The 23,528-nt window shown below is 72.0% G+C and carries 21 protein-coding genes; 13 read left to right on the top strand and 8 right to left on the bottom strand.

The genetic code is table 11. From position 1 onward, the window contains the following. Positions 1-67: 67 nt before the first annotated feature. Positions 68-1,507 (bottom strand): alpha/beta hydrolase, encoded by a 1,440-nt coding sequence (locus tag VFV67_RS28320; RefSeq protein ID WP_326473713.1) that lies wholly within the window; start codon positions 1,505-1,507, stop codon positions 68-70. Between the two features lie 74 nt (positions 1,508-1,581). On the opposite strand from VFV67_RS28320, the gene VFV67_RS28325 reads away from it, so the two are divergent. After that, on the top strand, positions 1,582-2,181 hold the full coding sequence (locus tag VFV67_RS28325) for an HD domain-containing protein (protein ID WP_326473714.1): 600 nt from the start codon (positions 1,582-1,584) through the stop codon (positions 2,179-2,181). Between the two features lie 22 nt (positions 2,182-2,203). On the opposite strand, the gene VFV67_RS28330 is transcribed toward VFV67_RS28325, so the two are convergent. Next, positions 2,204-2,617 carry a DUF1801 domain-containing protein gene (locus tag VFV67_RS28330; protein ID WP_326473715.1) on the bottom strand — a complete coding sequence of 138 codons (414 nt, stop codon included), beginning with the start codon at positions 2,615-2,617 and terminating at the stop codon, positions 2,204-2,206. A 117-nt stretch (positions 2,618-2,734) separates the two neighbouring features. On the opposite strand from VFV67_RS28330, the gene VFV67_RS28335 reads away from it, so the two are divergent. The 5 genes from VFV67_RS28335 to dacB all read left to right on the top strand — a co-directional run bounded on the left by VFV67_RS28335 (position 2,735) and on the right by dacB (position 8,418). After that, positions 2,735-3,703, top strand: a complete 969-nt coding sequence (locus tag VFV67_RS28335) for a peptidase (protein ID WP_326473716.1) — start codon at positions 2,735-2,737, stop codon at positions 3,701-3,703. Positions 3,704-3,727: 24 nt separating this feature from the next. Further along, entirely contained in the window at positions 3,728-4,390 is a 663-nt protein-coding gene (locus tag VFV67_RS28340) for a DUF2461 domain-containing protein (RefSeq protein WP_326473717.1), read from the top strand. A 90-nt stretch (positions 4,391-4,480) separates the two neighbouring features. Then, on the top strand, positions 4,481-5,905 hold the full coding sequence (gene pyk, locus VFV67_RS28345; protein ID WP_326473718.1) for a pyruvate kinase: 1,425 nt from the start codon (positions 4,481-4,483) through the stop codon (positions 5,903-5,905). Positions 5,906-5,920: 15 nt separating this feature from the next. Then, positions 5,921-6,808 (top strand): acyl-CoA thioesterase II, encoded by an 888-nt coding sequence (gene tesB / locus VFV67_RS28350; RefSeq protein ID WP_326473719.1) that lies wholly within the window; start codon positions 5,921-5,923, stop codon positions 6,806-6,808. Positions 6,809-6,885: 77 nt separating this feature from the next. Then, positions 6,886-8,418 carry a D-alanyl-D-alanine carboxypeptidase/D-alanyl-D-alanine endopeptidase gene (dacB, locus tag VFV67_RS28355; protein ID WP_326473720.1) on the top strand — a complete coding sequence of 511 codons (1,533 nt, stop codon included), beginning with the start codon at positions 6,886-6,888 and terminating at the stop codon, positions 8,416-8,418. A 143-nt stretch (positions 8,419-8,561) separates the two neighbouring features. Here the strand turns inward: dacB and VFV67_RS28360 are convergent, their stop codons facing one another. Further along, positions 8,562-8,906, bottom strand: coding sequence for a hypothetical protein (locus VFV67_RS28360; RefSeq protein WP_326473721.1), 345 nt, complete (start codon positions 8,904-8,906; stop codon positions 8,562-8,564). A 265-nt stretch (positions 8,907-9,171) separates the two neighbouring features. Here VFV67_RS28360 and VFV67_RS28365 point away from each other — a divergent pair, with 265 nt between their 5' ends. The 5 genes from VFV67_RS28365 to VFV67_RS28385 all read left to right on the top strand — a co-directional run bounded on the left by VFV67_RS28365 (position 9,172) and on the right by VFV67_RS28385 (position 16,718). After that, positions 9,172-10,020, top strand: a complete 849-nt coding sequence (locus VFV67_RS28365; protein WP_326473722.1) for a helix-turn-helix transcriptional regulator — start codon at positions 9,172-9,174, stop codon at positions 10,018-10,020. Between the two features lie 21 nt (positions 10,021-10,041). Next, positions 10,042-10,251: a DUF397 domain-containing protein gene (locus tag VFV67_RS28370; RefSeq protein WP_326473723.1), complete on the top strand. Its 210-nt coding sequence runs from the start codon at positions 10,042-10,044 to the stop codon at positions 10,249-10,251. A gap of 198 nt (positions 10,252-10,449) precedes the next feature. Further along, positions 10,450-10,629: a hypothetical protein gene (locus VFV67_RS28375; protein WP_326473724.1), complete on the top strand. Its 180-nt coding sequence runs from the start codon at positions 10,450-10,452 to the stop codon at positions 10,627-10,629. A gap of 12 nt (positions 10,630-10,641) precedes the next feature. Continuing rightward, positions 10,642-13,650, top strand: coding sequence for a helix-turn-helix transcriptional regulator (locus tag VFV67_RS28380; protein WP_326473725.1), 3,009 nt, complete (start codon positions 10,642-10,644; stop codon positions 13,648-13,650). Between the two features lie 35 nt (positions 13,651-13,685). Then, positions 13,686-16,718 (top strand): helix-turn-helix transcriptional regulator, encoded by a 3,033-nt coding sequence (locus tag VFV67_RS28385; protein ID WP_326473726.1) that lies wholly within the window; start codon positions 13,686-13,688, stop codon positions 16,716-16,718. A 1,041-nt stretch (positions 16,719-17,759) separates the two neighbouring features. Here the strand turns inward: VFV67_RS28385 and VFV67_RS28390 are convergent. Then, complete coding sequence (locus VFV67_RS28390) at positions 17,760-18,797, bottom strand: GNAT family N-acetyltransferase (protein ID WP_326473727.1); 1,038 nt, start codon at positions 18,795-18,797, stop codon at positions 17,760-17,762. A 211-nt stretch (positions 18,798-19,008) separates the two neighbouring features. Here VFV67_RS28390 and VFV67_RS28395 point away from each other — a divergent pair, with 211 nt between their 5' ends. Next, the gene (locus tag VFV67_RS28395; RefSeq protein ID WP_326473728.1) at positions 19,009-19,575 is read left to right on the top strand and encodes a hypothetical protein; all 567 of its coding nucleotides are present in this window, start codon (positions 19,009-19,011) and stop codon (positions 19,573-19,575) included. On the opposite strand, the gene VFV67_RS28400 is transcribed toward VFV67_RS28395, so the two are convergent. The 4 genes from VFV67_RS28400 to VFV67_RS28415 are packed head-to-tail and all read right to left on the bottom strand — an operon-like array spanning position 19,527 to position 21,748. Continuing rightward, positions 19,527-20,459 carry a papain-like cysteine protease family protein gene (locus VFV67_RS28400; protein WP_326473729.1) on the bottom strand — a complete coding sequence of 311 codons (933 nt, stop codon included), beginning with the start codon at positions 20,457-20,459 and terminating at the stop codon, positions 19,527-19,529. The genes VFV67_RS28395 and VFV67_RS28400 overlap by 49 nt on opposite strands. 24 nt (positions 20,460-20,483) lie before the next feature. Then, positions 20,484-20,699: a peptidoglycan-binding domain-containing protein gene (locus tag VFV67_RS28405; RefSeq protein ID WP_326473730.1), complete on the bottom strand. Its 216-nt coding sequence runs from the start codon at positions 20,697-20,699 to the stop codon at positions 20,484-20,486. A gap of 9 nt (positions 20,700-20,708) precedes the next feature. After that, a complete protein-coding gene (locus VFV67_RS28410; protein ID WP_326473731.1) occupies positions 20,709-21,101 on the bottom strand; it encodes a PAAR domain-containing protein in 393 nt (130 codons plus the stop codon). Beyond that, the gene (locus VFV67_RS28415) at positions 21,098-21,748 is read right to left on the bottom strand and encodes a DUF4255 domain-containing protein (RefSeq protein WP_326473732.1); all 651 of its coding nucleotides are present in this window, start codon (positions 21,746-21,748) and stop codon (positions 21,098-21,100) included. Before VFV67_RS28415 ends, VFV67_RS28410 begins: the two co-directional genes overlap by 4 nt. A 229-nt stretch (positions 21,749-21,977) precedes the next feature. Between VFV67_RS28415 and VFV67_RS28420 the strand changes: the two genes are divergently transcribed. Next, on the top strand, positions 21,978-23,522 hold the full coding sequence (locus VFV67_RS28420; protein ID WP_326473733.1) for a phage tail sheath family protein: 1,545 nt from the start codon (positions 21,978-21,980) through the stop codon (positions 23,520-23,522). The last annotated feature ends 6 nt before the right edge of the window (positions 23,523-23,528 follow it).

Below are 23,528 nucleotides of genomic sequence, written 5' to 3' on the forward strand. Positions count from 1 at the left end.
CGACGGCTCCGGCATAGTACTCGAGTGCTCAGGCAACCTGCGTCAACCCACTTCCCACAGTGGATGGTCAACACGTGCGGTCGTGCCAGGGGCGGATGCCGGTGGTGAGGAAGGTGGTGACGGTGTTGTCACCGCAGGGGTTGCCGTTGGCGACGTAGGCGTTGTGGCCGCCGGAGTCGACGATGACGATGCGGGCCCGGTGCAGGAGGGCGAGCCGCATGTGCAGGGCGCCGACGAGCGGGGTGGCCGGGTCGCGGCGGTTCTGGATCATGAGGATGTTGGCCGGACCGGTGGCGGCGATGCGGGTGGCCGGTTCGGCGGGTCGGTGCGGCCAGAAGGCGCACGGGCGGATGTTGACCGGCATGCCGTCGGTCAGCGGGTAGGTGATCCGGTTGCGGGCGACCGCGCCGGCGTGGTCCTGCTCTGGTCCCGGCCAGGCCACGTCGTTGCAGGCGGTGGCGGTCTGTACGGCGATGAGGTTCTCGAACACGGCGGGCGGGGGAAGTGGGATGGCCGGGGCCGGGGCGCCGGTCGCCGCGGCCTGCAGGAACGCGGCGAGTTGAGGGAACCTGGCATCGGACTCGAGCGAGTTGAACATGACGGCGCGCAGGTTGGCGCCGGTGAGGTCGGGGCGCGGGTTGCGGTCCAGTGCTTCGCCGAGGCGCAGATAGTTGTCCCGCACGGCTTCGGGTGTGCCGCCGAGAGCGGGGTGGTTGGCAACGGCCCACGCGGCGAAGTCGGGGAAACGGTCCTCGGCGCCCCGGCCGAAGTTCGCGCTCCAGCCGCGCGCGACCCGGTGCGGATCGGGATCGCTGGAGCTGTCCAGGACCGTCCGATCGGTGCGCTCGGGGAACATCGTGGCGTACACCGCGCCGACGTAGGTCCCGTAGGACACGCCCCAATAGGACAGTCGGGTCTCGCCGAGTGCCTGGCGGATCCGATCGATGTCGCGGGCTTCGTTGCGGGTGCTGATGTGCCGGATCAGCGCTCCACCGTTGCGGATGCACGCCTCGGCGATCCGGCGGGCGCGATCGACGTTCGCGGAGACGTCGCCGCCCGGGCCGGGCCAGGGGTGGAGCACGGTCGGGTGGGAGTCCCGCGGTTCCAGGCCGCAGGAGACCGGCGTGCTGTGCCCGACGCCGCGCGGGTCGAACCCGACGATGTCATAGCGGTCCAGCACCGATTGCGGCAGCCGCAGGCCGTGCGTGCTCGGCCGCGCCAGCCCGGAACCCCCTGGCCCGCCAGGAACCAACAACAGCACCCCTCGGCGCGCCTGCGGGGTGGCCGAGCGAATCCGGGAGACCGCAAGGGAAATCTCCGCACCCCCGGCCGAGCCGTAGTCCAGCGGAACCCGCACCGTCGCGCACTCCTGCCGCGCGTCCAGCACCACCCCCGGTGTGGCCGGGCACGGCCCCCACACCAGACCGGGCGCCGCCGCCGCCCCGACCGGCAGGCCGGACCCGACCAGCAAGGCCACCAACGCCGTTACCCCCACGATTCCCCTCATGCGGCACAGTGTCGGCAACCAGGCGTGCGGGCGACCATCCGGCTAGCCCCCGTCTTGCCACTATCGTGGCTGGGGTGACCGCTGAGTTGCCGCACCGTGCGATGACCGATTCCGGAGGTCTGGCCCTGCGCCCGTTGCCGACCGGTGCCGCGCTTCTGCTGGAGCAGTTGGCGGCCCCGCCTCGGTTGGTCGCGCACCTGCGCGCGGTTCACGATGTGGCTTGCCAACTGACGGACTGGGTCCAGCAGCACTATCCCGATGTGACGTTCGATCGGGACGCGGTGTTGTTCGGTGCGGCCACGCACGACATCGGGAAGGTCGTGCATCCCAACGAGCTGTCCGGGCCGGGATCGGCTCATGAGCAGGCCGGCTATGAGCTGTTGCTGGATCGTGGCGTCGAGGAGAACCTGGCGCGGTTCGCGCGGACGCACGCGTCGTGGACGACCGCCGGGGTGGGCGTGGAAGACCTGTTGGTCAGCCTCGCCGACAAGGTGTGGAAGGCCAAGCGCGTTGCGGACCTGGAGCAGCTGGTGACCGAACGCCTGACGGCCGCGAGCGGCCAGCAGCCCTGGGAGGCGTTCCTGGCGTTGGACGATGTCGTTGACCGGATCGCGGCTGACGCCGACCTCAGGCTGGCGTTCCAGGCGAGCTATCCGATCGCGGTGGGTAGCTGAACCCGACCGGGTCGTCGCCGCGCTAGATGAGATCGCCGGGTGGGTGGGCGACGGCTTCCTTGAACAGGCTGACCAGGGTGTCCCGGTCCAGGTCGGACAGTCGTCTGAAGCGGATGCAGCTTTTGCCGACGGAAGCGTTGGGCAGGCGGGGGGCGTAGCTCTCGGCGAGGTAACCGCCGGGCGGGCCGCCGGTGACGTAGAGGGAGACGTAGCGCTTGTTGCTGGCGAACGAGATGACCGCCGAGTCGCCCTCGCGGCCGGAGGCGTAGCGGTAGTGGTAGGCACCGTAGGCCGGGATGCCGAACCGCATGGTCGGCTCCAGCTCCGGAACCGCGCCGCGGATCAGCTCGTGCAGGGCGCGCAGGTCGGTGCGGCGCGGCTCGGGAAGGGCGTCGAGGTACTCGTCGTGGGTGGTGGCGTCGGATATTCCGTACATGCGCCCAGGCGATCACATCGAGTGGCAATTGTCATCACTCCGGAAGCGGTATGGCCTCGCGGACCGTGATGTTAGTTTCTGGCGTATTGACCCATTAGTTGGGAGGGTGGTAACGCGATGAGGCGAACGGTCTGGTTATCGGCGATCGTGCTGGCGGCGGCCGTGGTGGCCGGTCCCGGGGTGACGGCCGCGGCGGAACCGGCCGCGACGCCGACGGTGCACCTGGGTGCCACGACCCAGGCCGAGGCGGCCGCGGTGGCGGCGTTCTGGACGCCGGAGCGGATGCGGCAGGCGGTGCCGCTGGACAGCCTGCTCGACCCGGTGGACGCCAAGCGGCTCAGTCCGGACGTGGCCCGCGGAGCACCCCAGGTGGTCGCGCCGACCCCGGCCGACGTGACCCCGCTGGCCTTCCCGAACGGCGGGTCCGCGTGGACCGGTGCCGGCGCGGTGGTCAACACCGCCGGGCGGGTGTTCTTCACCTTCCAGGGCCGCACCGCCTCGTGCAGCGGCAACGCGGTGACCAGCGCGAACCGCAGCACGGTGATCACCGCCGGGCACTGCGTGAAGCTGGAGGGCAGCTTCCACACCAACTGGACGTTCGTGCCCGCCTACAACAACGGCACCGCCCCGTTCGGCACCTGGACGGCGCGGGCGACGATGGCCACGCCGCAGTGGGTGGCCACCGAGGACATCAATTTCGACATCGGCGCCGCGGTGGTCAACCCGCTGAACGGGCAGAACCTGACCGACGTGGTCGGCGCACAGGGCGTCGCGTTCAACCAGCCCCGTGCGGCGGCCACCTACGCGTTCGGCTGGCCGGCGGCAGCGCCCTACGACGGCACCCGGATGATCTACTGCAGCGGCAACACGTTCAACGCCTTCCTGAGCACCGGCCTCGGCATGACCTGCAACATGACCGGTGGCGCCAGCGGCGGACCGTGGCTGCGCCAGTTCAGTGAGGCGAGCGGCACCGGGCTGGTGAACTCGGTGAACAGCTACAAGATCAATTTCTTCCCGATGTGGATGTTCGGCCCGTTCTTCGGGGCGGACGCCCAGAACCTCTACAACGCGGCCCAGGCGGCCTGACGCGGGCGTCGTAGGCTCTCCGCCGTGAGCTTCACCGGATTCGGCGAGCACGCCATCGACTTCTTCGACGGGCTGGCGGCGGACAACTCCAAGCCGTACTGGGAGGACAACAAGGCGATCTACACCTCCGACGTGCGGCAGCCGATGGAGGCGCTGCTGGCCGCGCTGGAGAAGGAGTTCTGCGGCGAGTTCGGGTCGGCGAAGGTGTTCCGGCCGTACCGGGACGTGCGGTTCGGCCGGGACAAGAGCCCGTACAAGACCGAGTGCGGCGGCGTGATCGAGCGGAGCAGGGGAGCGGGCGCCTACTACGTCGAGGTCGGCCCGCGCGGACTCCGGGTCGGCGGCGGCTGCTTCCACCTGGAGTCCGACCAGCTCGCCCGGTACCGCACGGCGGTGGCCGACGACATCCGGGGCAAGCGGCTGGCCGCGATCCTGGACAAGCTGGCCAAACGCGACTGGGAGATCAAAGGCGACCAGCTGCGCAGCCGGCCGCGCGGTTACCCGGCCGACCACCCGCGTATCGACCTGTTGCGCTACCGCTCGGTCTACGCGGTGCGGGTCTGGGAGCCGGACGACGTGCTGCACGAGCGGGCCTGCCTGGACCGGGTGCGCAAGGCGTTCCGCGAGCTGCGGCCGTTCAACGAGTGGGCCGCCGACCACGTTGGAGTGAGCGAACCCAGCAGGTAGCACGGTTTCCCTGATGTGCACTGAACCGAAACCAAGCTACCAGCGGGTACTTCGGGATCGTTCCAGCAAACGGGTCTAGGCTCCCTACCCGTGAACCGTCGCGCGAAAATCGTCTGCACCCTCGGCCCGGCCACGTCCACTCCGAAGCGGGTGGCCGAGCTGGTGGCCGCGGGGATGGACGTCGCCAGGATGAACTTCAGCCACGGCAGCCGGTCGGACCACAAGCAGGTCTACGACCTGGTCCGGGCCGCCTCCGACGAGACCGGTCACGCCGTGGGCATCCTCGCCGACCTGCAGGGACCGAAGATCCGGCTGGGCACGTTCGCCGCCGGTCCGGTCGAGTGGAAGACCGGCGAGATCGTACGGATCACGGTGGAGGACGTGGCCGGCACGCACGACCGGGTGTCCACCACCTACAAGGGCCTGGCCCGGGACGCCAAGCCGGGCGACCGGTTACTCGTCGACGACGGCAAGGTCGGCCTCGAGGTCCGCGAGGTCACCGGTCAGGACGTGGTCGCCGAGGTCACCGAGGGCGGTCCGGTCAGCAACAACAAGGGGATCTCCTTGCCGGGCATGGATGTCTCCATTCCCGCACTGTCCGAAAAGGACATTGAGGACCTGGAGTTCGCGCTGCAGCTCGGAGTGGACTTCATCGCCCTGTCGTTCGTCCGCTCACCGGCCGACATCGACCTGGTGCACCAGGTGATGGACCGGGTCGGCCGGGGCCGCGTCCCGGTGATCGCCAAGCTGGAGAAGCCGGAGGCGGTGAGCAACCTCGAGGCCATCGTGCTGGCCTTCGACGGGATCATGGTGGCCCGCGGCGACCTCGGCGTCGAGCTGCCGCTCGAGCAGGTACCGCTGGTGCAGAAGCGGGCCATCCAGATCGCCCGGGAGAACGCCAAGCCGGTCGTGGTGGCCACCCAGATGCTCGAGTCGATGATCAACAACTCCCGGCCGACCAGAGCCGAGGCGTCCGATGTGGCCAATGCCGTGCTGGACGGCGCGGACGCGCTGATGCTCTCCGGCGAGACCAGCGTCGGCCAGTATCCGATCGAGTCCGTGCGCACCATGGGCCGGATCATCCAGGCGGTGGAGCAGGAGTCCACTGTGGTGCCGCCGCTGTCGCACGTGCCGCGCACCAAGCGCGGCGTGATCTCCTACGCCGCCAGGGACATCGGCGAGCGGCTCAACGCCAAGGCGCTGGTCGCCTTCACCCAGTCCGGGGACACCGTGCGCCGGCTGGCCCGGCTGCACACCCCGTTGCCGCTGCTGGCGTTCACGCCGGAGCAGAGCGTGCGCAGCCAGCTCGCGATGACCTGGGGCACCGAGACGTTCATCGTGCCGAGTGTGGACTCCACCGACCAGATGGTTCGCCAGGTGGACAGTTCGATGCTCAGCATCGGGCGCTACCAGCCCGGCGATCTGGTGGTGATCGTGGCCGGGTCGCCGCCGGGGACGATCGGCTCGACTAACCTCATCCGCGTGCACCGGCTCGGCGAGGAGGACCACGCCTGAGGTGAAGGGAGCCCGATGGCGGTGGCAGAGGACGGTCCGGCTGTCGCGCAACCGGTGCTGGACCGGCTGATCGCGCTGCTGGACCTGGAGCGCATCGAGGAGAACATCTTTCGCGGGGTGAGCCCGGCAGACGCCACGGTCCGGGTGTTCGGCGGACAGGTGGCCGGGCAGGCGCTGGTGGCGGCCGGCCGGACGGTGCCGCCGGAGCGCAAGGTGCATTCGCTGCACGCCTACTTCATCCGGCCGGGCGACCCGAGCGTGCCGATCGTGTACGACGTGGACCGGATCCGCGACGGGCGCTCGTTCACCACCCGGCGCGTGGTGGCGATCCAGCACGGCAAGGCGATCTTCGCGCTGTCCGCGTCGTTCCAGCTCGAGGAGCCCGGCCTGGATCACGGCGAGCCGATGCCGGACGTGCCCGGCCCGGAGGAGCTGCCGACCCGGCTGGAGAGCCTTGGCGAGCTGGCCGAGAAGCTGGGCCGCGCGGCCACCGTGCCGCGCCCGATCGACATCCGGTACGTGACCGAGCCGCCGTGGCGCTCCCGGGACCGCGGCCCGCGCCCGGAGGCCCGCAGCCAGGTCTGGATGCGTGCCGACGGCACGCTGCCGGACGACCCGCTGCTGCACGTCTGCGTGCTGACCTACGCCTCGGACATGACGCTGCTGGACGCGGTGCTGGCCCGGCACGGGGTGTACTGGGGCACCGACAAGGTGATCGGCGCGAGCCTGGACCACGCGCTGTGGTTCCACCGGCCGTTCCGGGCCGACGAGTGGTTCCTCTACGACTGCCAGTCGCCAAGCGCGTCCAACGCCCGGGGCCTGGCCACCGGCCGGTTCTTCGCCCGGGACGGCCGGCTGATCGCGACCGTGGTGCAGGAGGGCCTGCTGCGCGTGCTGCGTTAAGTCAGTGATTGTCTTAGCGAGACCATAGTAGGAAAATCTTCGCCTACAGGGTTTCCCTCGGACTGGCTGGAGCGCTCATGCGGCGGTCATTGCGTTATCTGACAGGAGTTCTGGTTGCGGTCACCGCCGTCGCGGTCGGGGCGGGGGCGCCGGTGTCCGCCCAGGACCGCGACCCGCTTGCCGGCGACCTGGACGCGATCCTGGCCAACCCCGGACTGGCCGGCGCCGACGTCGCGCTGGTGGTGCGCGGCGCGGACGGCACCGAGCTGTACCGGCGCGGCAGCGACCGGCGCCAGCAACCGGCGTCCAACGCCAAACTGGTGACCTCGGCCGCGGCGCTCGAGGTGCTCGGGCCGGACTACCGGTTCAGCACCACCGCGGGCGCGACCGGCCGGATCACCGGGACGGTGCTGCACGGCGATCTTTACCTGCGCGGCACCGGCGACCCGACCATGCTGGCCGCGGACTACGACGCCCTGGCGGCGCGGGTCGCGGCCAGCGGCGTCCGGCTGGTGACCGGGAACCTGGTGGCCGACGACACCTGGTTCGACGGCGTGCGGCTCGGCTCCAGCTGGGCCTGGGACGACGAGCCGTTCTACTACGACGCCCAGGTGTCCGCGCTGACCGCCGCGCCGGACGCCGACTACGACGCCGGGTCGGTGATCGTGCGGGTCACGCCGTCCACGCCGGGCGCACCCGCGACCGTCGAGACCGTGCCGCCGACCGACCACGTCCGGATCGTCAGCACCGCGGTCACCGGCGCCGCCGGCTCCGGCACCGACGTCTCGGTGGATCGCGAGCACGGCACCAACACGATCACGGTCGCCGGCTCGGTGGCCGCCGGGGCGAGCCCGGTGCAGGAGTGGATGGCGGTGTGGGATCCGACCGGCTATGCCGCATCGCTGTTCCGGGCCGCGCTGCGGGCCCACGGCGTGCGCGTGCTCGGGCGCACGACCCGGGCGGCCACCCCGCCGGACGCGCGCACACTCGCCGACCGGCGGTCGATGCCGCTGTCCGAGCTGCTGGTGCCGTTCCTCAAGCTGAGCAACAACCTGCACGCCGAGATCCTGATGAAGGCGATGGGGCGGGCCCGGTCCGGCCAGGGCAGCTGGACCGCCGGTGTGGCCGCGGTCAACTCGGTGTTGCCCGGTCTCGGCATCGACCCGGCCCGGCTGTTCCTGGTGGACGGTTCCGGGCTGTCCCGAATGGACCACATCTCGCCCGACCAGCTCACCGCGCTGCTGCTGGCCGCGCGGGCCAAGCCGTGGTTCGGCGTCTGGTACGACGCGCTGCCGGTGGCCGGCGTGCCGGACCGGATGGTGGGCGGCACGCTGCGCAACCGGATGCGGGGAACACCGGCCGCGGGCAACGTGCACGCCAAGACCGGTTCGCTCACCGGGGTCAGCGCGCTGTCCGGCTACGTCACCGCGGCCGACGGCCGGTTGCTGGTGTTCTCCATGGTGACCAACAACTCCGTCGGGGTGAGCCTGCGGCCGATCGAGGACGCGGTGGCGGTCCGGCTGGCCTCGCCTGCGGGGTCGGCGGTCACCGCCCGGTCCGCGCCGGACGGGCCCGAGGGCCTGGAATGCAGCTGGCTCAAGGCCTGTTGAGCCGGGGGGCCCGGGACCGATTCGGCGGGAGTCGGTCCCGGGCCCGAACGTCGGGCGACACGGGGGAGATCCGGGAGACGGTCGCCCGACACGGGACGCGGGTTGGGGGGCGGGCCCGCGTCCCGTGCTTCGGGGTGTGCGGCTCAGGACTTGGTGCCGAGCTGATCGCGCAACTGCGCCGCGAAGTCGAGCAGGTCGGGCGGGCGCGGATCGTCCTCGGTGACCAGCAGGCGCAGGTGCGCGGTCAGGTAGGCGCGGCAGGGGGCCGGCGCCCGGCCGAACCGGCGTGGCCGGCAGGTGCGGCAGCGGCCGCGCTCGTCCGGCTCGTGCTCGTCGAGTACCGCCCGCAGTGCGTCGACGATCCGGGGGAGTTCGAGTCTGACCAGGTCCGCGGCGGCGGCGCCCTCCGCGTGTTGCGAACGTTCGATCACCCCGTCCAGGTATTCGTGCAGCGAGATCCGCAGGTGACCGAAGATGGAGCCATACACCGAACTGCCCATCCCAATACAGAGAGTGCCCTTGCGACGACCCGGCGTGCGGGCCAGGATCTCCGAGGGCCCGGGGTCGCCGGACTCACGGAAAACCGTTGAGTCAACAGCAGCTTGCTCCGAGTGATACGCCTTGTGCAAGTTGCAATACCCACCCGGGTGACGCTGAGTTTTAGCAACCTGCCAATACCCACCCTGAGTAGACATGCCTGCCGGGCGGATACGACCATGTGTCGCACACAGTCGAGCAACGAGGTGATCGCCCATGCCGCGAGGTAACAGTCCCACGGTCCGTCGCCGGCGGCTGGCCAGTGAGCTGCGCCGGCTCCGCGAGGCCGCGAAGCTCACCATCGACGAGGTGGGCGAGAAGCTGGAGTGCTCGGCGTCGAAGATCAGTCGCATTGAGACTGGCCACGTGGGAGTGACCCCACGCGACGTGCGGGACATGCTCGAGCTGTACGCGTTGCCCGAGGACGAGCGCGAGGCCCTGGTACAACTGGCCAGGGAGGCGCGCAAGAAGGGCTGGTGGCATGCGTTCAACGAGGTGTTCACCGGAGCCTTCGTCGGTCTCGAGTCGGACGCTTCGTCGCTGCGCACCTACCAGTCGTTACTTGTTCCTGGTCTACTCCAGACCGAGGACTACACCCGCGCGGTGATCAAGGCGATCGCCCCGGACTACAGCGAGGAGACCGTGGAGCGCCGGGTGACCGCCCGGCAGAGCAGGCAGACGCTGCTCACCGACGCGCAGCCGCCGGAGTTCTGGGTGATCATGGATGAGGCCGTGCTGCACCGGACCGTCGGTGGTCCAGACATCATGCGCGGGCAACTGCGCCGGTTGCTCGAAACCGCCCAGCTTCCGCACGTCACCCTCCAGGTGTTGCCGTTCGAGGCGGGCGCGCACGCCGGCATGGAGGGACCGTTTATGATCCTGGGTTTTCCAGAGCAGGCAGACCCCGATGTCGTGTATGTGGAGAACACCACATCCGGGTCCTATTTGGAGGAGCCCCCCGACGTCCATCGGTATACGTTGATGTTCGACCACCTGCGAGCCACGGCTCTCAAGCCGGCGGACACACTGCTGATGGTCAAGCAAGCGGCCGAACGGCTGACCTAATTGGAATGAAGGGAGCGGGGCGTGACCGTTTCTGACCTCGAAAGCGCCAGGTGGCGGAAGAGCAGCCGCAGTGGTGCGGGTAACGACTGCGTCGAGCTCGTCGTGGGCAGAAGCGGCGCAGCGGTGCGGGACTCCAAGAACCCCGAGGCTGGCCGTCTGGCGTTCGCAACGCCGGGCTGGCAGTCGTTTCTTGGCGTCGTCAAGGACGAGGGGCATCACGACAGCCGCTGAGCGGCGCGCGTAGCTGCGCCGTCGAAACACCGACCAGGCGCGAAACCCGGACCGCGACACCACGTACCTGAGGTGTCGCGGTCCGTGGCGTGTAAGGGGTCTTACCCGCCGGGTGTGCGTGATCCTCCGATGCCCGGACGACGCCCTCAGGACGAACCTCAGTGTCGGCAACGAACGACGACATACGAGGTGATCGAGATGGTGTGGAGCCCCGAACTGGTACGGGCAGAGGTCGACCGGCGGCACGAAGCCGCCCGCAACCACGCGTTCGTCCGGCAGCTGCGTGAATCCCGCGGCACCCGGCCGTCCTGGTGGCGGCGGCTGCGCCCGCATCAGGAGCCGGACAAGGACAACGTCGAGACGGACCCGGCGGCCTGACGGTGTGACACCATGCTGGACATGCCGCGCCTCGGGTCCGGAATACCGCTGGTGGCTCGTGGCCGGGAACTGGACCGGCTGCGGGCCGCCTTCGAACAGGCCGCGGCCGGTTCCGCGGCCGCGGTGCTGATCGCCGGGGACGCGGGCGTCGGCAAGACCCGGATCACCGAGGAGCTGACCGGGCTGGCCAGGGACGCCGGCGCGCTGGTGCTCACCGGGCGGTGCCTGGACGCCACCGAGACCGGCCTGGCCTACCTGCCGTTCGCCGAGGCGTTGAGCCAGGTTCCGGACCGGGACCGGGCGGTCGCCGGGCATCCCCGGCTGGCCTCGCTGTTTCCGGAGCTGGCCCTGCCGGACTCGCCGTTGCCCGGCACGCTGGTCACCGGCCTGCCGCTGCCCACCGGCGCGGGCGGGCCGCGCGGTGCGGCCCGGCCGGAGCAGGACGTGGGCCAGTTGCAGCTGTTCGACGCGGTGCACGGGTTGCTCGGCGAACTGACCGGGCAGCGCCCGGTGCTGCTGGTGCTTGAGGACCTGCACTGGGCGGACGGGTCGACCAGGCGGCTGCTGTCGTTCCTGTGCGCCCGGCTGCGCGGGCAACGGCTGCTGCTGATCGGCACCTACCGCGGCGACGACCTGCATCGCCGGCACCCGCTGCGCCCGCTGCTCGCCGAACTGGTCCGGCTGGCCGCGGTGCAGCGGATGGAGCTGGCGCCGTTCGGCGAGGCCGAGGCCCGGGAGTTCGTGGTGGCGTTGGCCGAGGACCGGCTGCCGGACGAGGCGGTGCGCGCGGTCGCGACCCGATCCGAGGGCAACGCGTTCTTCGCCGAGGAGCTGCTCGCTGCCTACGACGCGCACCGCGGTGGCCTGCCGGCGACCCTGGTGGACGTGCTGCTGACCAGGACCGAGCGGCTCGGCCCCGGCGCGGCGCAGGTGGTCCGGGTGGCCTCGGTGGCCGGTCGCCGGGTGCCGCACCCCCGGCTGCGCGCGGTGGCCGGGCTCTCCGACGCCGAGCTGGAGGAGGCGCTGCGCGAGGCCGTGCAGCACCACATCCTGGTGCCGGCTGCCGGGGAGGTGTACGCGTTCCGGCACGCGCTGCTGCGCGAGGCGGTGTACGGCGACCTGCTGCCCGGCGAGCGGGTCCGGCTGCACGCCGGCTACGCGCGGCTGCTCGCCGCCGAGCCGGACGGCCGCGGCGTGGCCGCCGCCCTCGCGCACCACAGCCGGGAGAGCCACGCGCTGCCGGCCGCGCTGGCCGCATCGGTGACCGCGGCCGAGGAGGCCAACCGCCTCGGCGCCCCGGCCGAGGCGCTCGAGCACGTGGAGCGCGCGCTCGACCTGTGGCACGTGGTGCCGGCGGCGGACCGGCCGGCCGGGACCGACGAGCTGACCCTGCTGCGCCGGGCATCGTGGTTCGCCGGCACCTCCGGCGATCCCGAGCGCTCGGTGGCGTTCGCCCGGTCCGCCGTGCGTCGGGCCGAGGAGGCGGCCGATCCGGAGGTGACCGCCGAGGCGCTGCGCCGGCTGGCCAAGGCGCTGTCCGCATTGGACGGCAAGGAGGACGAGGCCACCGGGGTGATCCGGCGGGCCTGGGAGCTGATCAAGGACTGCCCGCCGAGCTACGTCAAGGCCTGGGTGCTCGCCGTGTACGCGGTGATCGAGCGCTGCGCCGACCGGTCCGACACCGCGCGGGAGTGGGCCGAGTTGGCCGTGCGCACCGCCCGGGCGGCCGACGCGCCGGGCCCGGAGGCGGACGCGCTGACCACGCTGGCCGCCCTCGATGAAACCGCCGGGCTGGTCGAGCAGAGCCGCACGCTGCTGGTCGAGGCCATGCATCGGGCGATGGCGGCCGGCGCGCTGACCACCGAGCTGCGCGCCCGGCACTACCTGGGGATCAACCGCTACGAGCAGGGCCTGCTCGACGAGGCGGTCCGGGTGGTCGACGAGGGTGTCGAGCGGGCCGCGGGCACCGGGCTGACCTGGAGCGGGTACGGGCTGGAGTTGCGGGTGATGCAGGTGGTCACCCGGTACGTGACCGGCGACTGGGACGGCGCGCAGGCCGCGGCCGAGCCGCCCGGACATCGGGTGTCCAGCACGGTTTCCGCCCGGCTGGCCGCGGCCGGCGCCCAGGTGCTGGTCGCGCGCGGGGCGCACGCCGAGGCCGCCCGGCTGGTCACCGAGCTGCGCCCGGAGTGGCCCCGGGACCTGATGATCGCGTTCACCATGGGCTGGGTCGGCGCGGAGCTGGCGTGCTGGCAGGGCAGGCCGGAACAGGGCATTGCCACCGTCGACGCCGCGCTCGGCCATGCCGGCGGGTTGATGGCCGGCATCCGGCTGGGCGCGGTCGGGGTGGCCGCGGCCGCCGACGCCGCAGCGCGGGCCACCGCCCGGCGCGACCCGGACGCGGCCGCGGCCGCGCGGACGCGCGGCGAGGAGTTCGCCGGGATCGCCCGGCGCACGGCCACCGGGCTGCCGCGGACCGGGAAGCTCGGGCCCGAGGGACGGGCCTGGCTGGCCCGGGCCGAGGCCGAGGCGAGCCGACTGTCCGGGCCGGGCGACCCGGCGCTGTGGCAGGCGGCGGTCGAGGCGTTCGACTACGGGGCGGGCTACGAGCTGGCGGTGTGCCGGTGGCGGCTGGCCGGGGCGTTGCTCGCGGCGCAGCGGCGCGACGAGGCCGCGGCGGAGCTGCGCGCGGCGCACGAGACGGCGGTGCGGCTCGGTGCCCGCCCGCTGCGCGACGCGGTGCGCCGGCTGGCCCGGCGGGCCCGCGTCACGCTGACGACCGACGAGAGCCCGGCGCGGGAGGTCGTCGACCCGTTCACGCCGCGGGAGCGGGCGGTGATCGCCCAGGTCGCACTCGGCCTGACCAACCGGGCGATCGGCGCAGAGCTGTTCATCAGTGAGAAGACCGTGAGCGTGCACCTGTCCCGGATCATGGCCAAGCTGGGCGCCGGCAACCGGGCCGAGGCGGTGGCGATCGCCCACGAGCGGGGGCTGCTCGAGCAGCCGGTGCCGGCGCCCTGATTTCGGCTCAGAGTTTGTCGGTCCCGCCCCGTACCATGCCGGACGTGCCACGCCTGGGGTCTGGGATTCCGCTGATGGCGCGCGACCGGGAGCTGGACCGGCTGCGCGCCGCCTTCGACCGCGCCGCGGCCGGGACCGCCGCCGCGGTTCTGGTGGCCGGTGACGCCGGGGTGGGCAAGACCCGGCTCACCGAGGAGCTGGCCGGGACCGCTCGCGCGGCCGGTGCCCTGGTGCTGGCCGGCCGGTGCCTGGACGCTGGCGAGACCGGCCTGCCCTACCTGCCGTTCGCCGAGGCGCTCGGCCAGGCCGGGGACCTGCTCCCGGCCGGCCTGCCGGTCCGGCCGGCGCTGGCCCGGCTGCTGCCCGGGTACGCCGTGCCCGCGGTCGCCGACCCGGGCCGGCTCGCGCCCGAGTTGATCCCCGCCAACTGGCCGGGCGCCGGCCGGGAGTCCCGGCCCGAGCAGGACATCGGTCAGCTGCAGCTGTTCGACGCGGTGCACGGGCTGCTCGAGGATCTCGCCGGGCAGGGTCCGGTGCTGCTGGTCCTTGAAGACCTGCATTGGGCCGACGGGTCGACCCGGGGCCTGCTGTCGTTCCTGCTCGCCCGGCTGCGCACGCAGCGGCTGCTCGTGGTCGGCACCTATCGCGGCGACGACCTGACCCGGCGGCACCCGCTGCGTGGGCTGCTCGCCGAGCTGGTCCGGCTGCCCGCGGTGGAACGGCTGGAGCTCGAGCCGTTCGGCTCGGCGGCGTCCCACGAGTTCGTCCTGGCACTGGCCGAGGAAGGGCTGTCGGACGACGTGGTCCGCGAGGTCGCCGGGCGCTCCGAGGGCAACGCGTTCTTCGCCGAGGAGTTGCTCGCCGCCTACGCCGAGTACGGCGGTGGTGGCCTGCCGGCGACCCTGGTGGACGTCCTGCTGGCCCGGGTGGAACGGCTCGGCGAGGCGGCTCAGCAGGTGGTCCGGGTGGCCTCGGTGGCCGGCCGCGAGGTGCCGCACGCCCGGCTGCACGCCGTCGCCGGACTGTCCGATGTGGACCTCGAGGAGGCGCTGCGCGAGGCGATCCAGCACCATGTCCTTGTCGTCGTGGGAGATTGGGCGGTCTACTCGTTCCGCCATGCGCTGCTGCGCGAGGCGGTGTACGGGGATCTGTTACCCGGCGAGCGGGTCCGGCTGCACGCCGCGTACGCCGAGGCGTTCGCCGCCGAGCAGGGCAGCCGGGGTGCCGCCGCCGCGCTGGCCCACCACAGCATGGAAAGCCACGCCATGCCGCGCGCGCTGGCCGCGTCGGTGGCGGCCGCCGAGGAGGCCGAGCGGCTCGGGGCGCCGGCCGAGTCGCTGCGGCACCTGGAGCGGGCGCTGCGGTTGTGGGACGCGGTCGCGCCGGACGAGCATCCGTCCGATGTGGACGAGCTGACCCTGCTGCGTCGTGCGCTGTGGGTGGCCGGCACCTCGGGCGAGCCCGAGCGGGCGATCGCCTACGCGCGCTCCGCGGTGAAACTGGCCGACCAGCGGCAGGACCCCGAGTTACAGGCCCGGCTGCGCCGCCGGCTGGCCCAGGCGCTGTACATCCTGGACGGTCGGCAGGCCGAGGCCCGCGAGGTGATCGAACGGGCCTGGACCCTGGTCGCCGACCGGCCGGCCAGCGATGTGCGGGCCTGGGTGCTCGCCGTGTACGCCACGATCCTGCGCACCACCGGGGCCTGGGACACCGCGCGGGAACGCGCTGAGCTGGCCGTGTCCGACGCCCGGGCGGTGTCCGCGGCGGCGGCCGAGGCCGACGCGCTCACCACGCTGGCCGTGCTCGCCGAGGGCACCGGCCGGATCGAGGAGGCCCGTGAGCGGCTGGTGGCGGCCCGGCAGAAGGCGCTCGAGGCGGGTGCGCTGCAGGTCGAGTTGCGCGCCTGGTTCATGCTCGCGATCAACCGTTACGAGCAGGGTCTGCTGGATGAGGCCGCGCGGGTGCTGAACGCCGGCGTGGAGCGGGCCAAGGCCACCGGGATGGCCTGGAGCACCTACGGGCTGGAGCTGCGGGTGCTGCAGGTGATCAGCCGGTACGTGGCCGGCGATTGGGCCGGCAGCGAGGCCGCGGCCGAACCGCCGGGACACCGGGTGTCCGGCACGGTCTCGGCCCGGCTGACCGCGGCCGGTGCGCCGCTCGTGGTCGCCCGCGGCCGGTTCGCCGAGGCCGAGCGGATGCTCGCCGACCTGCGCGGGGAGCGGCACCGGGACCTGCAGATCGCGGTGCTGACCGGCGCCGCCGGGGCGGAGTTGGCGTGCTGGCGGGGCCGGCCGGAGCGGGCCGTCGAGTGGATCAAGGAGACGCTCGAGTCCGCCGAACAGGTCGGCGGGCAGTGGCTGCTTGCCGGGATCAGGCTGGCCGCGCTCGGTGTCGCCGCGCACGCCGACGTGGTGGAGCGGGCCACCGTCCGCCGGGATCCCGAGGCCGCCAAGGCCGCCGTGGAGCAGGGCGATGCGTTGGCCGAGCACGCCCGCAAGACCGCCGCCCTCGGCGTGCCGCGCACCGGCACCCTGGGGCTGGAGGGTCGCGCCTGGCTGGCCCGCGCGCTGGCCGAGGCCAGCCGGCTGCGCGGCCACGGCGACCCGGACCTGTGGACGGCCGCCGTCGACGCCTTCGACTATGGCGCCGGCTACGACCGGGCACTCTGCCAACTGCGCCTGGCCGAGGCGCTGCTCGCGGTCGATCGGCGGGACGACGCCGCCGCGGCGCTGCGCGCCGCCGACGAGGTCGCCACCCGCCTCGACGCCCGCCCGCTGCGCGACGCCCTGCGCCGCCTGGCCAAGCGCGCCCGGATCACCCTCGGCGACCCCGTCGCCGTCCGGGACGCCGTCGACCCGTTCACCCCCCGCGAACGCGCGGTTCTGCATCTGGTCGCCCTCGGCCGCACCAACCGCCAGGTCGGCGACGAACTCTTCATCAGCGAGAAGACCGTCAGCGTCCATCTCACCCGCATCATGGCCAAACTCGGCGCCGCCCGCCGCGCCGAAGCCGTCGCCATCGCCCTCGAACGCGGCCTCCTCAGCACCCCCGCCGACAACGCGCCCTGACCTCGCGCCCCCACCCGGACGACCCTTCGGCGAGTCCCCGGCTGGGTGCCGCGAAGTCCCCGGTTGGGAACCGGCGAGTCCTCGGCTGGGAACCGGCGAGTCCTCGGTTGGGAACCGGAATCCGGAATCGGGGCGGGGAGCCGGGCCCGGCTTCGCCGGGCCGGGGCTGCGGCTCTGCGAGGCATCTCGCCGGTCCGAGGTGGTGGCTCAATGTTCCGGATCGGGGACTCGCCGAAGGAAAGCCCGAATCGTTCGGCGAGTCCTCGGTTGGGAACCGGCGAGTCCTCGGTTGGGGGCCGGGGAGTCCTCGATGGGGAACCGGAAACCGGAATCGGCCCGGCGAAGCCGGGCCCGGCTTCGCCGGGCGCCTGCGGCGCCCGGCGAAGCGGGCGCCGGGCCGGGGCTGCGGCTCCTCGAGGCATCTCACCGGTCCTGAGGTGGTGCCTCAGTGACCCGGAAGTGGGAACGCGCCGAAGGAAAGCCCGAATACTTCGGCGAGTCCCCGGTTGCGGCCCGGCGAGTCCCCCGGTTGGGACCGGCGAGTCCCCGGACAACCGTCGGCGAGTCCCCGGTTGGGAACCGACGAGTCCCTGGCTGGGGCAGGCGAATCCCCGGTTGGGAACCGGCGAGTCCTCGGCTGGGGGCCGGCGAGTCCTCGATTGGGAATCGGAAACCGGAATTGGGCCGGCGAAGCCGTGCGCCGGCTTCGCCGGGCGCCTGCGGCGCCCGGCGCCGCGGACGTCGGGCATGACCGGGCCGGGGCTGCGGCTCCTCGAGGCATCTCACCGGTCCTGAGGTGGTGACTCAATGTTCCGAAACGGGGACTCGCCGAAGGAAAGCCTGAACATGTCGGCGAGTCGCCGGTTGGGTGCCGGTGAGTCGACGGTTCCGATCGTGGGTGCGGCGCGATGTGGCTAAGGGCGGAACCGGGGCCGGGGGTGGGGGAGTCGTGCTCGGCTTCGCCGGGTGCCGCAGGCGCCCGGCGAAAGTGGAGCCGGGCTTTGCCCGGCGGCCCCCGGGAGCCGGGCCGTGACGTTCGGGCTAGCCGGTGACGCGGAGTGCGACCCGGGTGAGGTCGGACTCGCGGCGGACCGACATCGGGAGGCCGGAGCCGGCGGCGGTGCGGGGGAAGGCGTGTTCGCCGGGGAGGCACCAGGCGACCAGCTCGCGGTGGCCGGCGGCTCGGGCGAGGGTGGCGAGGCGGCGGATCATCGCGGTGCCGAGGCCGCGGCCCTGCCATTCGTCCTCGATGAGCACCGAGATCTCGGCTTCGTCGGGGGTGGTGGTGCGCAGCAGTTGGGCCAGGCCGATGACCTGGGTGCCGCACAGGGCCAGCAGGGTGGTCCCGCGCGGCGGGCTGAGCAGGCGGAACAACAGCCGGCGCGGGAGGGTGCGCACGCCGGCGTGGTAACGGGCGAACAGGCTCTGGGCCGAGCAGCGGGCGTGCAGGTTCTGCACGGCGTCGGCGTCGTCCGTGGTGCCGGGCCGCAGCACCACGCCCGCGCCGTCGGTGGTGATCACCGCGATCGGCGCGGCGGCCTGGACGGCGGCGGCCGACAGGATCTCGGCGAGGGCGCCGGCCCGGGACACCTCGACGTCGGTGAACGGGGCCCAGCCGCGCCGGGCCACCAGCGTGGTGCCGGTTCCGGTGTCCAGCGTGTACCGGTGCCCGCCGGTGCGGTCCGGTTCGGATCCGGCCGACTCGTACCCGGCCGAGTCGGCCGCCAGCACCGCGCGCACCGCCTCCGGCACGCCGGCCGGATCGACCAGTGCGGCGGCCACGGCCCGCAGCGCTGTGGCCGTCCCGTCCACCAGGCTGCGCACGTCCGCCGGGGTCAACCCGACGATCCGGCCGCCCTCCGCCCGGATGTCGTCGACCAGCGTGGCCGGGACCAGATCCGCAGGCGTCCGGATCACCAACTCGTCCACCACGCCACCCGGCACCGGCAGCACCGACAGGCCGAGTACGTTGCAGTCCCGAGCGGCGAGCCGGGTGGTCACCCGGGCCAGCGCTCCCGGGCGGTCGTCCAGCTCGACCCGGAGCAGCCAGGTGTGCGGGGCGGTCCTCGTCTCGTCCATCGGCCCAGAGTGCCCCGCCGCTGTTGCCGGCCGGGGACGGCCGTGTTTCGGGCCGGTGAGTCCGGGGCCGAGCTCACCGCCCCAACATCTGCCCGATCGGTCATCCGGGTCCGCACCGACGGGAACGAGACTGGCCGGTGTGGCCATGACGCAAGGGGACGCGGTGACGCGCGATGCACCCTCGTTTCGGTACCGCCTGCCCGATACCCCGGTGGCGACCGCGTCCGCCGACATCGGCCACGTCACCGTGCGGGTCGACCTGTTTCTCACCGGGGAGTTGGAGGTCGCAACCACTCCCCGGCGGGCGCCGGCCGAGACCGGTGCGCTGCGGGCGTGCACGCTGCGGGCGTTGCGGACCATGTGCCGCGGGCTGATGGTCACCGGGCTCGGCTCCTACACCCCGGCGATCGGTTCGGCCGCCGGGAACCGGTTCGCCCAGACCGGATACCAGTTCCACGCGCCGAACACGATGGCGTTCGGCGGCCGGTGCTCGATCAGCTTCGCGCAGAGCTGCGAGTGCGGCATGGTCACGGTGACCGGCGAGGTGCTGTACTCGCTGGACGTCACCGCCCTGCCGCACAACGGGCGGATGCCCGAGGACGACGGACCGGGCCGGCAGAACGCCTGGTTCCTGCGGTACGAGGAGGAGCTCGCCTCGATCGGGATGCTGGTGCTCGCCGGCGTTCCGATCGCGCCCGGCCGGCTGGTCGGCGCGACCGGGCGGGACGGTCAGCGCGCGGACAGTACTTCGCCGGAGAATGATTCGCCGATCCCGTAGCCGGACGCGAGGTCCGCCATCGACAGCCAATGGTCGACGCCGTTCAGCGGATCCAGCACGTGTACGTACGGATCGCCACCGTTCGGGGTGATCCCGGCCAGCACGACGATGTGCTGCTCGTTGCCGGGCAGCGGTGTCCACAGTGGACCATGCGCCTGCAGCTCCCTGGCCAGGCCGGCCGCGGTGCCGTCCTGGCAGGTTACCTTGGGCAGGCCCAGGTTGGTTCCGATCTCCATGGCGCGCTGCAGGTTGGTCCAGTCGTTGACCGTGACGCCGGCCTGTTGGCACAGCGCGTCGACGGTGAAGTTCTCGCCGCGGGACTGGAGCACCATCGCCAGCGCCGCCGCCCAGCAGGTCTCGTTGGAGCTGCTCCCGTCCATCCTGACCGGCCAGTCGACGTCGTCGAAGTCCGCGCCGTGCGACTCGCCGTTCTGTTGGGTCTGCTGCCCGTGACCGCCCTGTTGAGTCTGCTGACCGTGCTGGCCCTGCCCCTGTTGGCCGTGACCTTGTTGTCCGGTCTGGCCGCCGGGCTTCTGCCCGCCCGACTGCGAGGTGGAGTCCTGCAGACCGAGCTTGGCCCAGAACTCCTTGTCCACGGTGTCCCCGTCGTCAAGACTGTTCTGCTCCCGGAAGTGCCGGACCACCCCCACCGTCTGGCCGCCGAAGTTGCCGTCCTCCGAAACCACCTGCATCTGGTAGTAGTAGTTCAGCATCTCCTGCAGGAAGGTGACCCACTTGGTGTCCGTGCTGCCCGGCTTCAGCTCGGGCAGTGGACCGGTACCCGACCCGCCGCCGGCCTGACCGCCGCCCGCGTGCGTGCCCGTGGTCTGTCCGGTCGTGCCCGGCTCGGCCGTCGTGGTGCCCGACGTCGCTTCCTCCGACATTGGTTTCCTCCCTCGGTTACGGAATCAGGTTCCGGCAAGTCGCTCCCACACGGTCTCGTCCACGCCGTCCCCCTTCTCCAGCCCGTTCTGGTCCCGGAACAGGCTCACCGCGCTGGCCGTCGCCTCGTCGAACCATCCGTTCTCCGCCACCACGTCCTGCTGGTAGTAGTGGTTGAGCAGTTGCTGGAGGTAGAGCACCCACTCCGAGCTCTCCCCGGGTGCGAGATCGGGGTTGGTCACCCGGCGCCCCTACCCACCGATATCGACCGTGCTCACCGCCACGATGGAGCTGGTCGGTGCTGGTGCCGGGTCGTTGCAGGTCATGACGGTGTCGCCGGCCCGCGCGGCCGGTTTGTTGTTGATCAGTACGGTGGCGCTGCCCTTCATCACGGTGCCCTGGTTGGTCGGCGGGACGGCGAACGGTCCGCCCTGCGGAATGTGCGGCGGCGCGTTGGTGGCCGTGCTGCCCAGCACCGCCGCCGGCATGTTCTGGATCAACACGTCCGTGCTGCAGCCGCCGGTGATCGTGCCGGCGAACGGGTGCGGCAGGGGAGTGGGCACCGGGCCGCCCGGCGACGGAATGTTGATGATGTGGATGTCGGTGCCGACGACCTTGTCGCCCATCTTCGCGGCTGGGCTCATGGTTTGCTCGCCACCTTCGAAGCGTTGTCCGGGGCCGGGGTGCGGACCCATTTCTTCGGGCCTGCGGGCGCCAGCGGTCCGGCCTGGACCGGCGGGCGCAGGCCCTGCCCGGCGTTGAGGGTGATCTTCTCGGCCGGCGGCGCGAGGTCGGTGTCCGGCTCGGGCACGAACGGCGCGCTGATCCGGACCACGAACGCGGCCCGGGCCGGCATGCCCAGGCTGCTCCACAGGGTGCCCGCGTCGTTCTCCGAGACGTTGACGAACACCGGTGCGTCCAGTTCGGCCAGCTCGGCCGGCAGGCAGTCGGTCGGCAGGATGTCGGTGAAGACCATGGTGCGCAGGGCGATGTCCAGCAGCCGGTGCTCCTCGCTGATCTTCGGCGCCCGCGCGGTGACCAGATAGGACAGCAGGCAGCGGCGGGCCGGCTCACGCCGGGACAGCACCGCGCCCCGGTCGTCGCGCACCTCGTCGAACCCGGACTGCCGGCCGCGCGGGTCGTCGTGCAGACCGAACAGGAACAGGTCGATCGCCTTGGACGGGCGTTCGGTCTGCCAGGTGGGCTTGGGCGGATCGAGACGCACCATCGTGCCCTCCGGGAGGGCCCGGCCGAGCAGCACGCACAGCGCGTCGTCCACCTCAGTGATCACTCGGTCAGTCTCCGGGCGTACCGGCGGGGAGCCCACGGTCGGCCGCCCGTCCTTTCAGTGCGGTTCCGGTGCCCGAAGGTGCAAAACCGCTCGCCCACTGCCCCGCCCCCCGACGACTGCGGCAAGACGTCGTTACCGATGAAGCTTCGGGGAGCCACCGGCTAGGGGGTGTTGTCATCCTGCCGCCGGTGACGCGAACCCAGGCACCGTAACGAGGGAGAGACCCGAGATGGCCAGCAGTTACCTCTCGCCCGGCGTGTACATGGAGGAGGTTTCCTCGGGTTCCCGGCCGATCGAGGCCGTCGGAACCGCGGTTGCCGCCTTCGTGGGTTTCGCCGAGCGCGGCCCGTTGCACGAGCCCGTGCTCGTGACCAACTGGACCCAGTTCAAGTCGACCTTCGGTGACTTCGTCGAGGACTACTACCTCGCGCACGCCGTATACGGCTACTTCCAGAACGGTGGCGGTGTCGCGTACGTCGTGCGGGTCGGTGGTGCGTCCGGCAACGGCGCGGCCATCGACGGCAACGGCCACGTGGCGCTGCCGCACGCCGAGCTGCCCTCGGCCGGCCAGGAGGGCCGGCCGGCGTTGACCATCGCCGCCCGCGCCGCCGACGCCGGCGACATCACCATCGAGGTCGCGCCGGCCAGCGAGGCCGGCGACGACGCCTTCAAGCTGATCGTCAAGCAGGGCGGCCAGCCGGTCGAGACGTTCGACAACGTGACCACGAAGCGTGGCCCGAACAACGTGGCCACCGTGGTGCGCCAGCAGTCCAAGCTGATCGTGATCGAGGAGACCAAGGGCAAGGCGCTGTCCGTGCCCAAGGCCGGCGAGATCGCCCTGGCCACCCCGGCGCCCGCCCCGGTGAAGATCGAGTCGAACGACTACGTCGGCAACTCGGCCGACCGCACCGGGTTCGGCGGCCTCGAGGCCATCGACGAGGTCACCATGCTGTGCGTGCCGGACCTGATGGCCGCCTACCAGAAGGGCGCGCTGTCCGAAGAGGACGTCAAGGCCGTGCAGCTGGCGATGATCGCGCACTGCGAGCTGATGGCCGACCGGGTCGCCATTCTGGACACCCCGCCCGGTCTGAAGGCCGAGGACGTCAAGAAGTGGCGAATGGACGTCACCGGTTACGACTCGAAGTACGCGGCCATGTACTGGCCGTGGATCAAGGTTGCCGACCCGGTGGCCGGCAAGCAGGTGTTCGTTCCGCCGAGCGGCCACATGGCCGGCATCTGGGCCCGCAACGACTCCAGCCGCGGCGTGCACAAGGCCCCGGCCAACGAGGTCATCCGCGGCGCGGTCACGCTCGAGCTGAACATCACCAAGGGCGAGCACGACATCCTCAACCCGATCGCGGTCAACTGCATCCGCTCGTTCCGCGGCCAGGGCATCCGGGTGTGGGGCGCGCGCACGCTGTCCAGCGATCCCGAGTGGCGCTACCTCAACGTGCGGCGGCTGTTCAACTACGTGGAGAAGTCCATCCTGCAGGGGACCAACTGGGTGGTGTTCGAGCCCAACGACCCGAAGCTGTGGGACTCGGTTCGGCGCACGGTCACCATGTTCCTGCGCCGGGTGTGGCGCGACGGCGCGCTGTTCGGCCGCACTCCGGCCGAGGCGTTCTTCGTCAAGTGCGACGAGGAGAACAACCCGGCGGAGAACCGGGACGCCGGCATCCTCGTCGTGGAGATCGGGATCGCGCCGGTCAAGCCGGCCGAGTTCGTGGTCTTCCGCATCTCCCAGTTCGCCGAGGGCGCCGGGCTCGAAGAGTGACCGGCC

Source organism: Actinophytocola sp. (genome assembly GCF_035762905.1).
Classification (GTDB): Bacteria; Actinomycetota; Actinomycetes; order Mycobacteriales; family Pseudonocardiaceae; genus DASYTH01.

Bases quoted from the DNA above. Each gene is read 5' to 3' on its own strand.
- VFV67_RS28320 (WP_326473713.1), bottom strand. From the start codon at position 1,507: ATGAGGGGAATCGTGGGGGTAACGGCGTTGGTGGCCTTGCTGGTCGGG.
- VFV67_RS28330 (WP_326473715.1), bottom strand. From the start codon at position 2,617: ATGTACGGAATATCCGACGCCACCACCCACGACGAGTACCTCGACGCC.
- VFV67_RS28335 (WP_326473716.1), top strand. From the start codon at position 2,735: ATGAGGCGAACGGTCTGGTTATCGGCGATCGTGCTGGCGGCGGCCGTG.
- tesB (WP_326473719.1), top strand. From the start codon at position 5,921: ATGGCGGTGGCAGAGGACGGTCCGGCTGTCGCGCAACCGGTGCTGGAC.
- dacB (WP_326473720.1), top strand. From the start codon at position 6,886: ATGCGGCGGTCATTGCGTTATCTGACAGGAGTTCTGGTTGCGGTCACC.
- VFV67_RS28365 (WP_326473722.1), top strand. From the start codon at position 9,172: ATGCCGCGAGGTAACAGTCCCACGGTCCGTCGCCGGCGGCTGGCCAGT.
- VFV67_RS28375 (WP_326473724.1), top strand. From the start codon at position 10,450: ATGGTGTGGAGCCCCGAACTGGTACGGGCAGAGGTCGACCGGCGGCAC.
- VFV67_RS28380 (WP_326473725.1), top strand. From the start codon at position 10,642: ATGCTGGACATGCCGCGCCTCGGGTCCGGAATACCGCTGGTGGCTCGT.
- VFV67_RS28385 (WP_326473726.1), top strand. From the start codon at position 13,686: ATGCCGGACGTGCCACGCCTGGGGTCTGGGATTCCGCTGATGGCGCGC.
- VFV67_RS28390 (WP_326473727.1), bottom strand. From the start codon at position 18,797: ATGGACGAGACGAGGACCGCCCCGCACACCTGGCTGCTCCGGGTCGAG.
- VFV67_RS28400 (WP_326473729.1), bottom strand. From the start codon at position 20,459: ATGTCGGAGGAAGCGACGTCGGGCACCACGACGGCCGAGCCGGGCACG.
- VFV67_RS28410 (WP_326473731.1), bottom strand. From the start codon at position 21,101: ATGAGCCCAGCCGCGAAGATGGGCGACAAGGTCGTCGGCACCGACATC.
- VFV67_RS28420 (WP_326473733.1), top strand. From the start codon at position 21,978: ATGGCCAGCAGTTACCTCTCGCCCGGCGTGTACATGGAGGAGGTTTCC.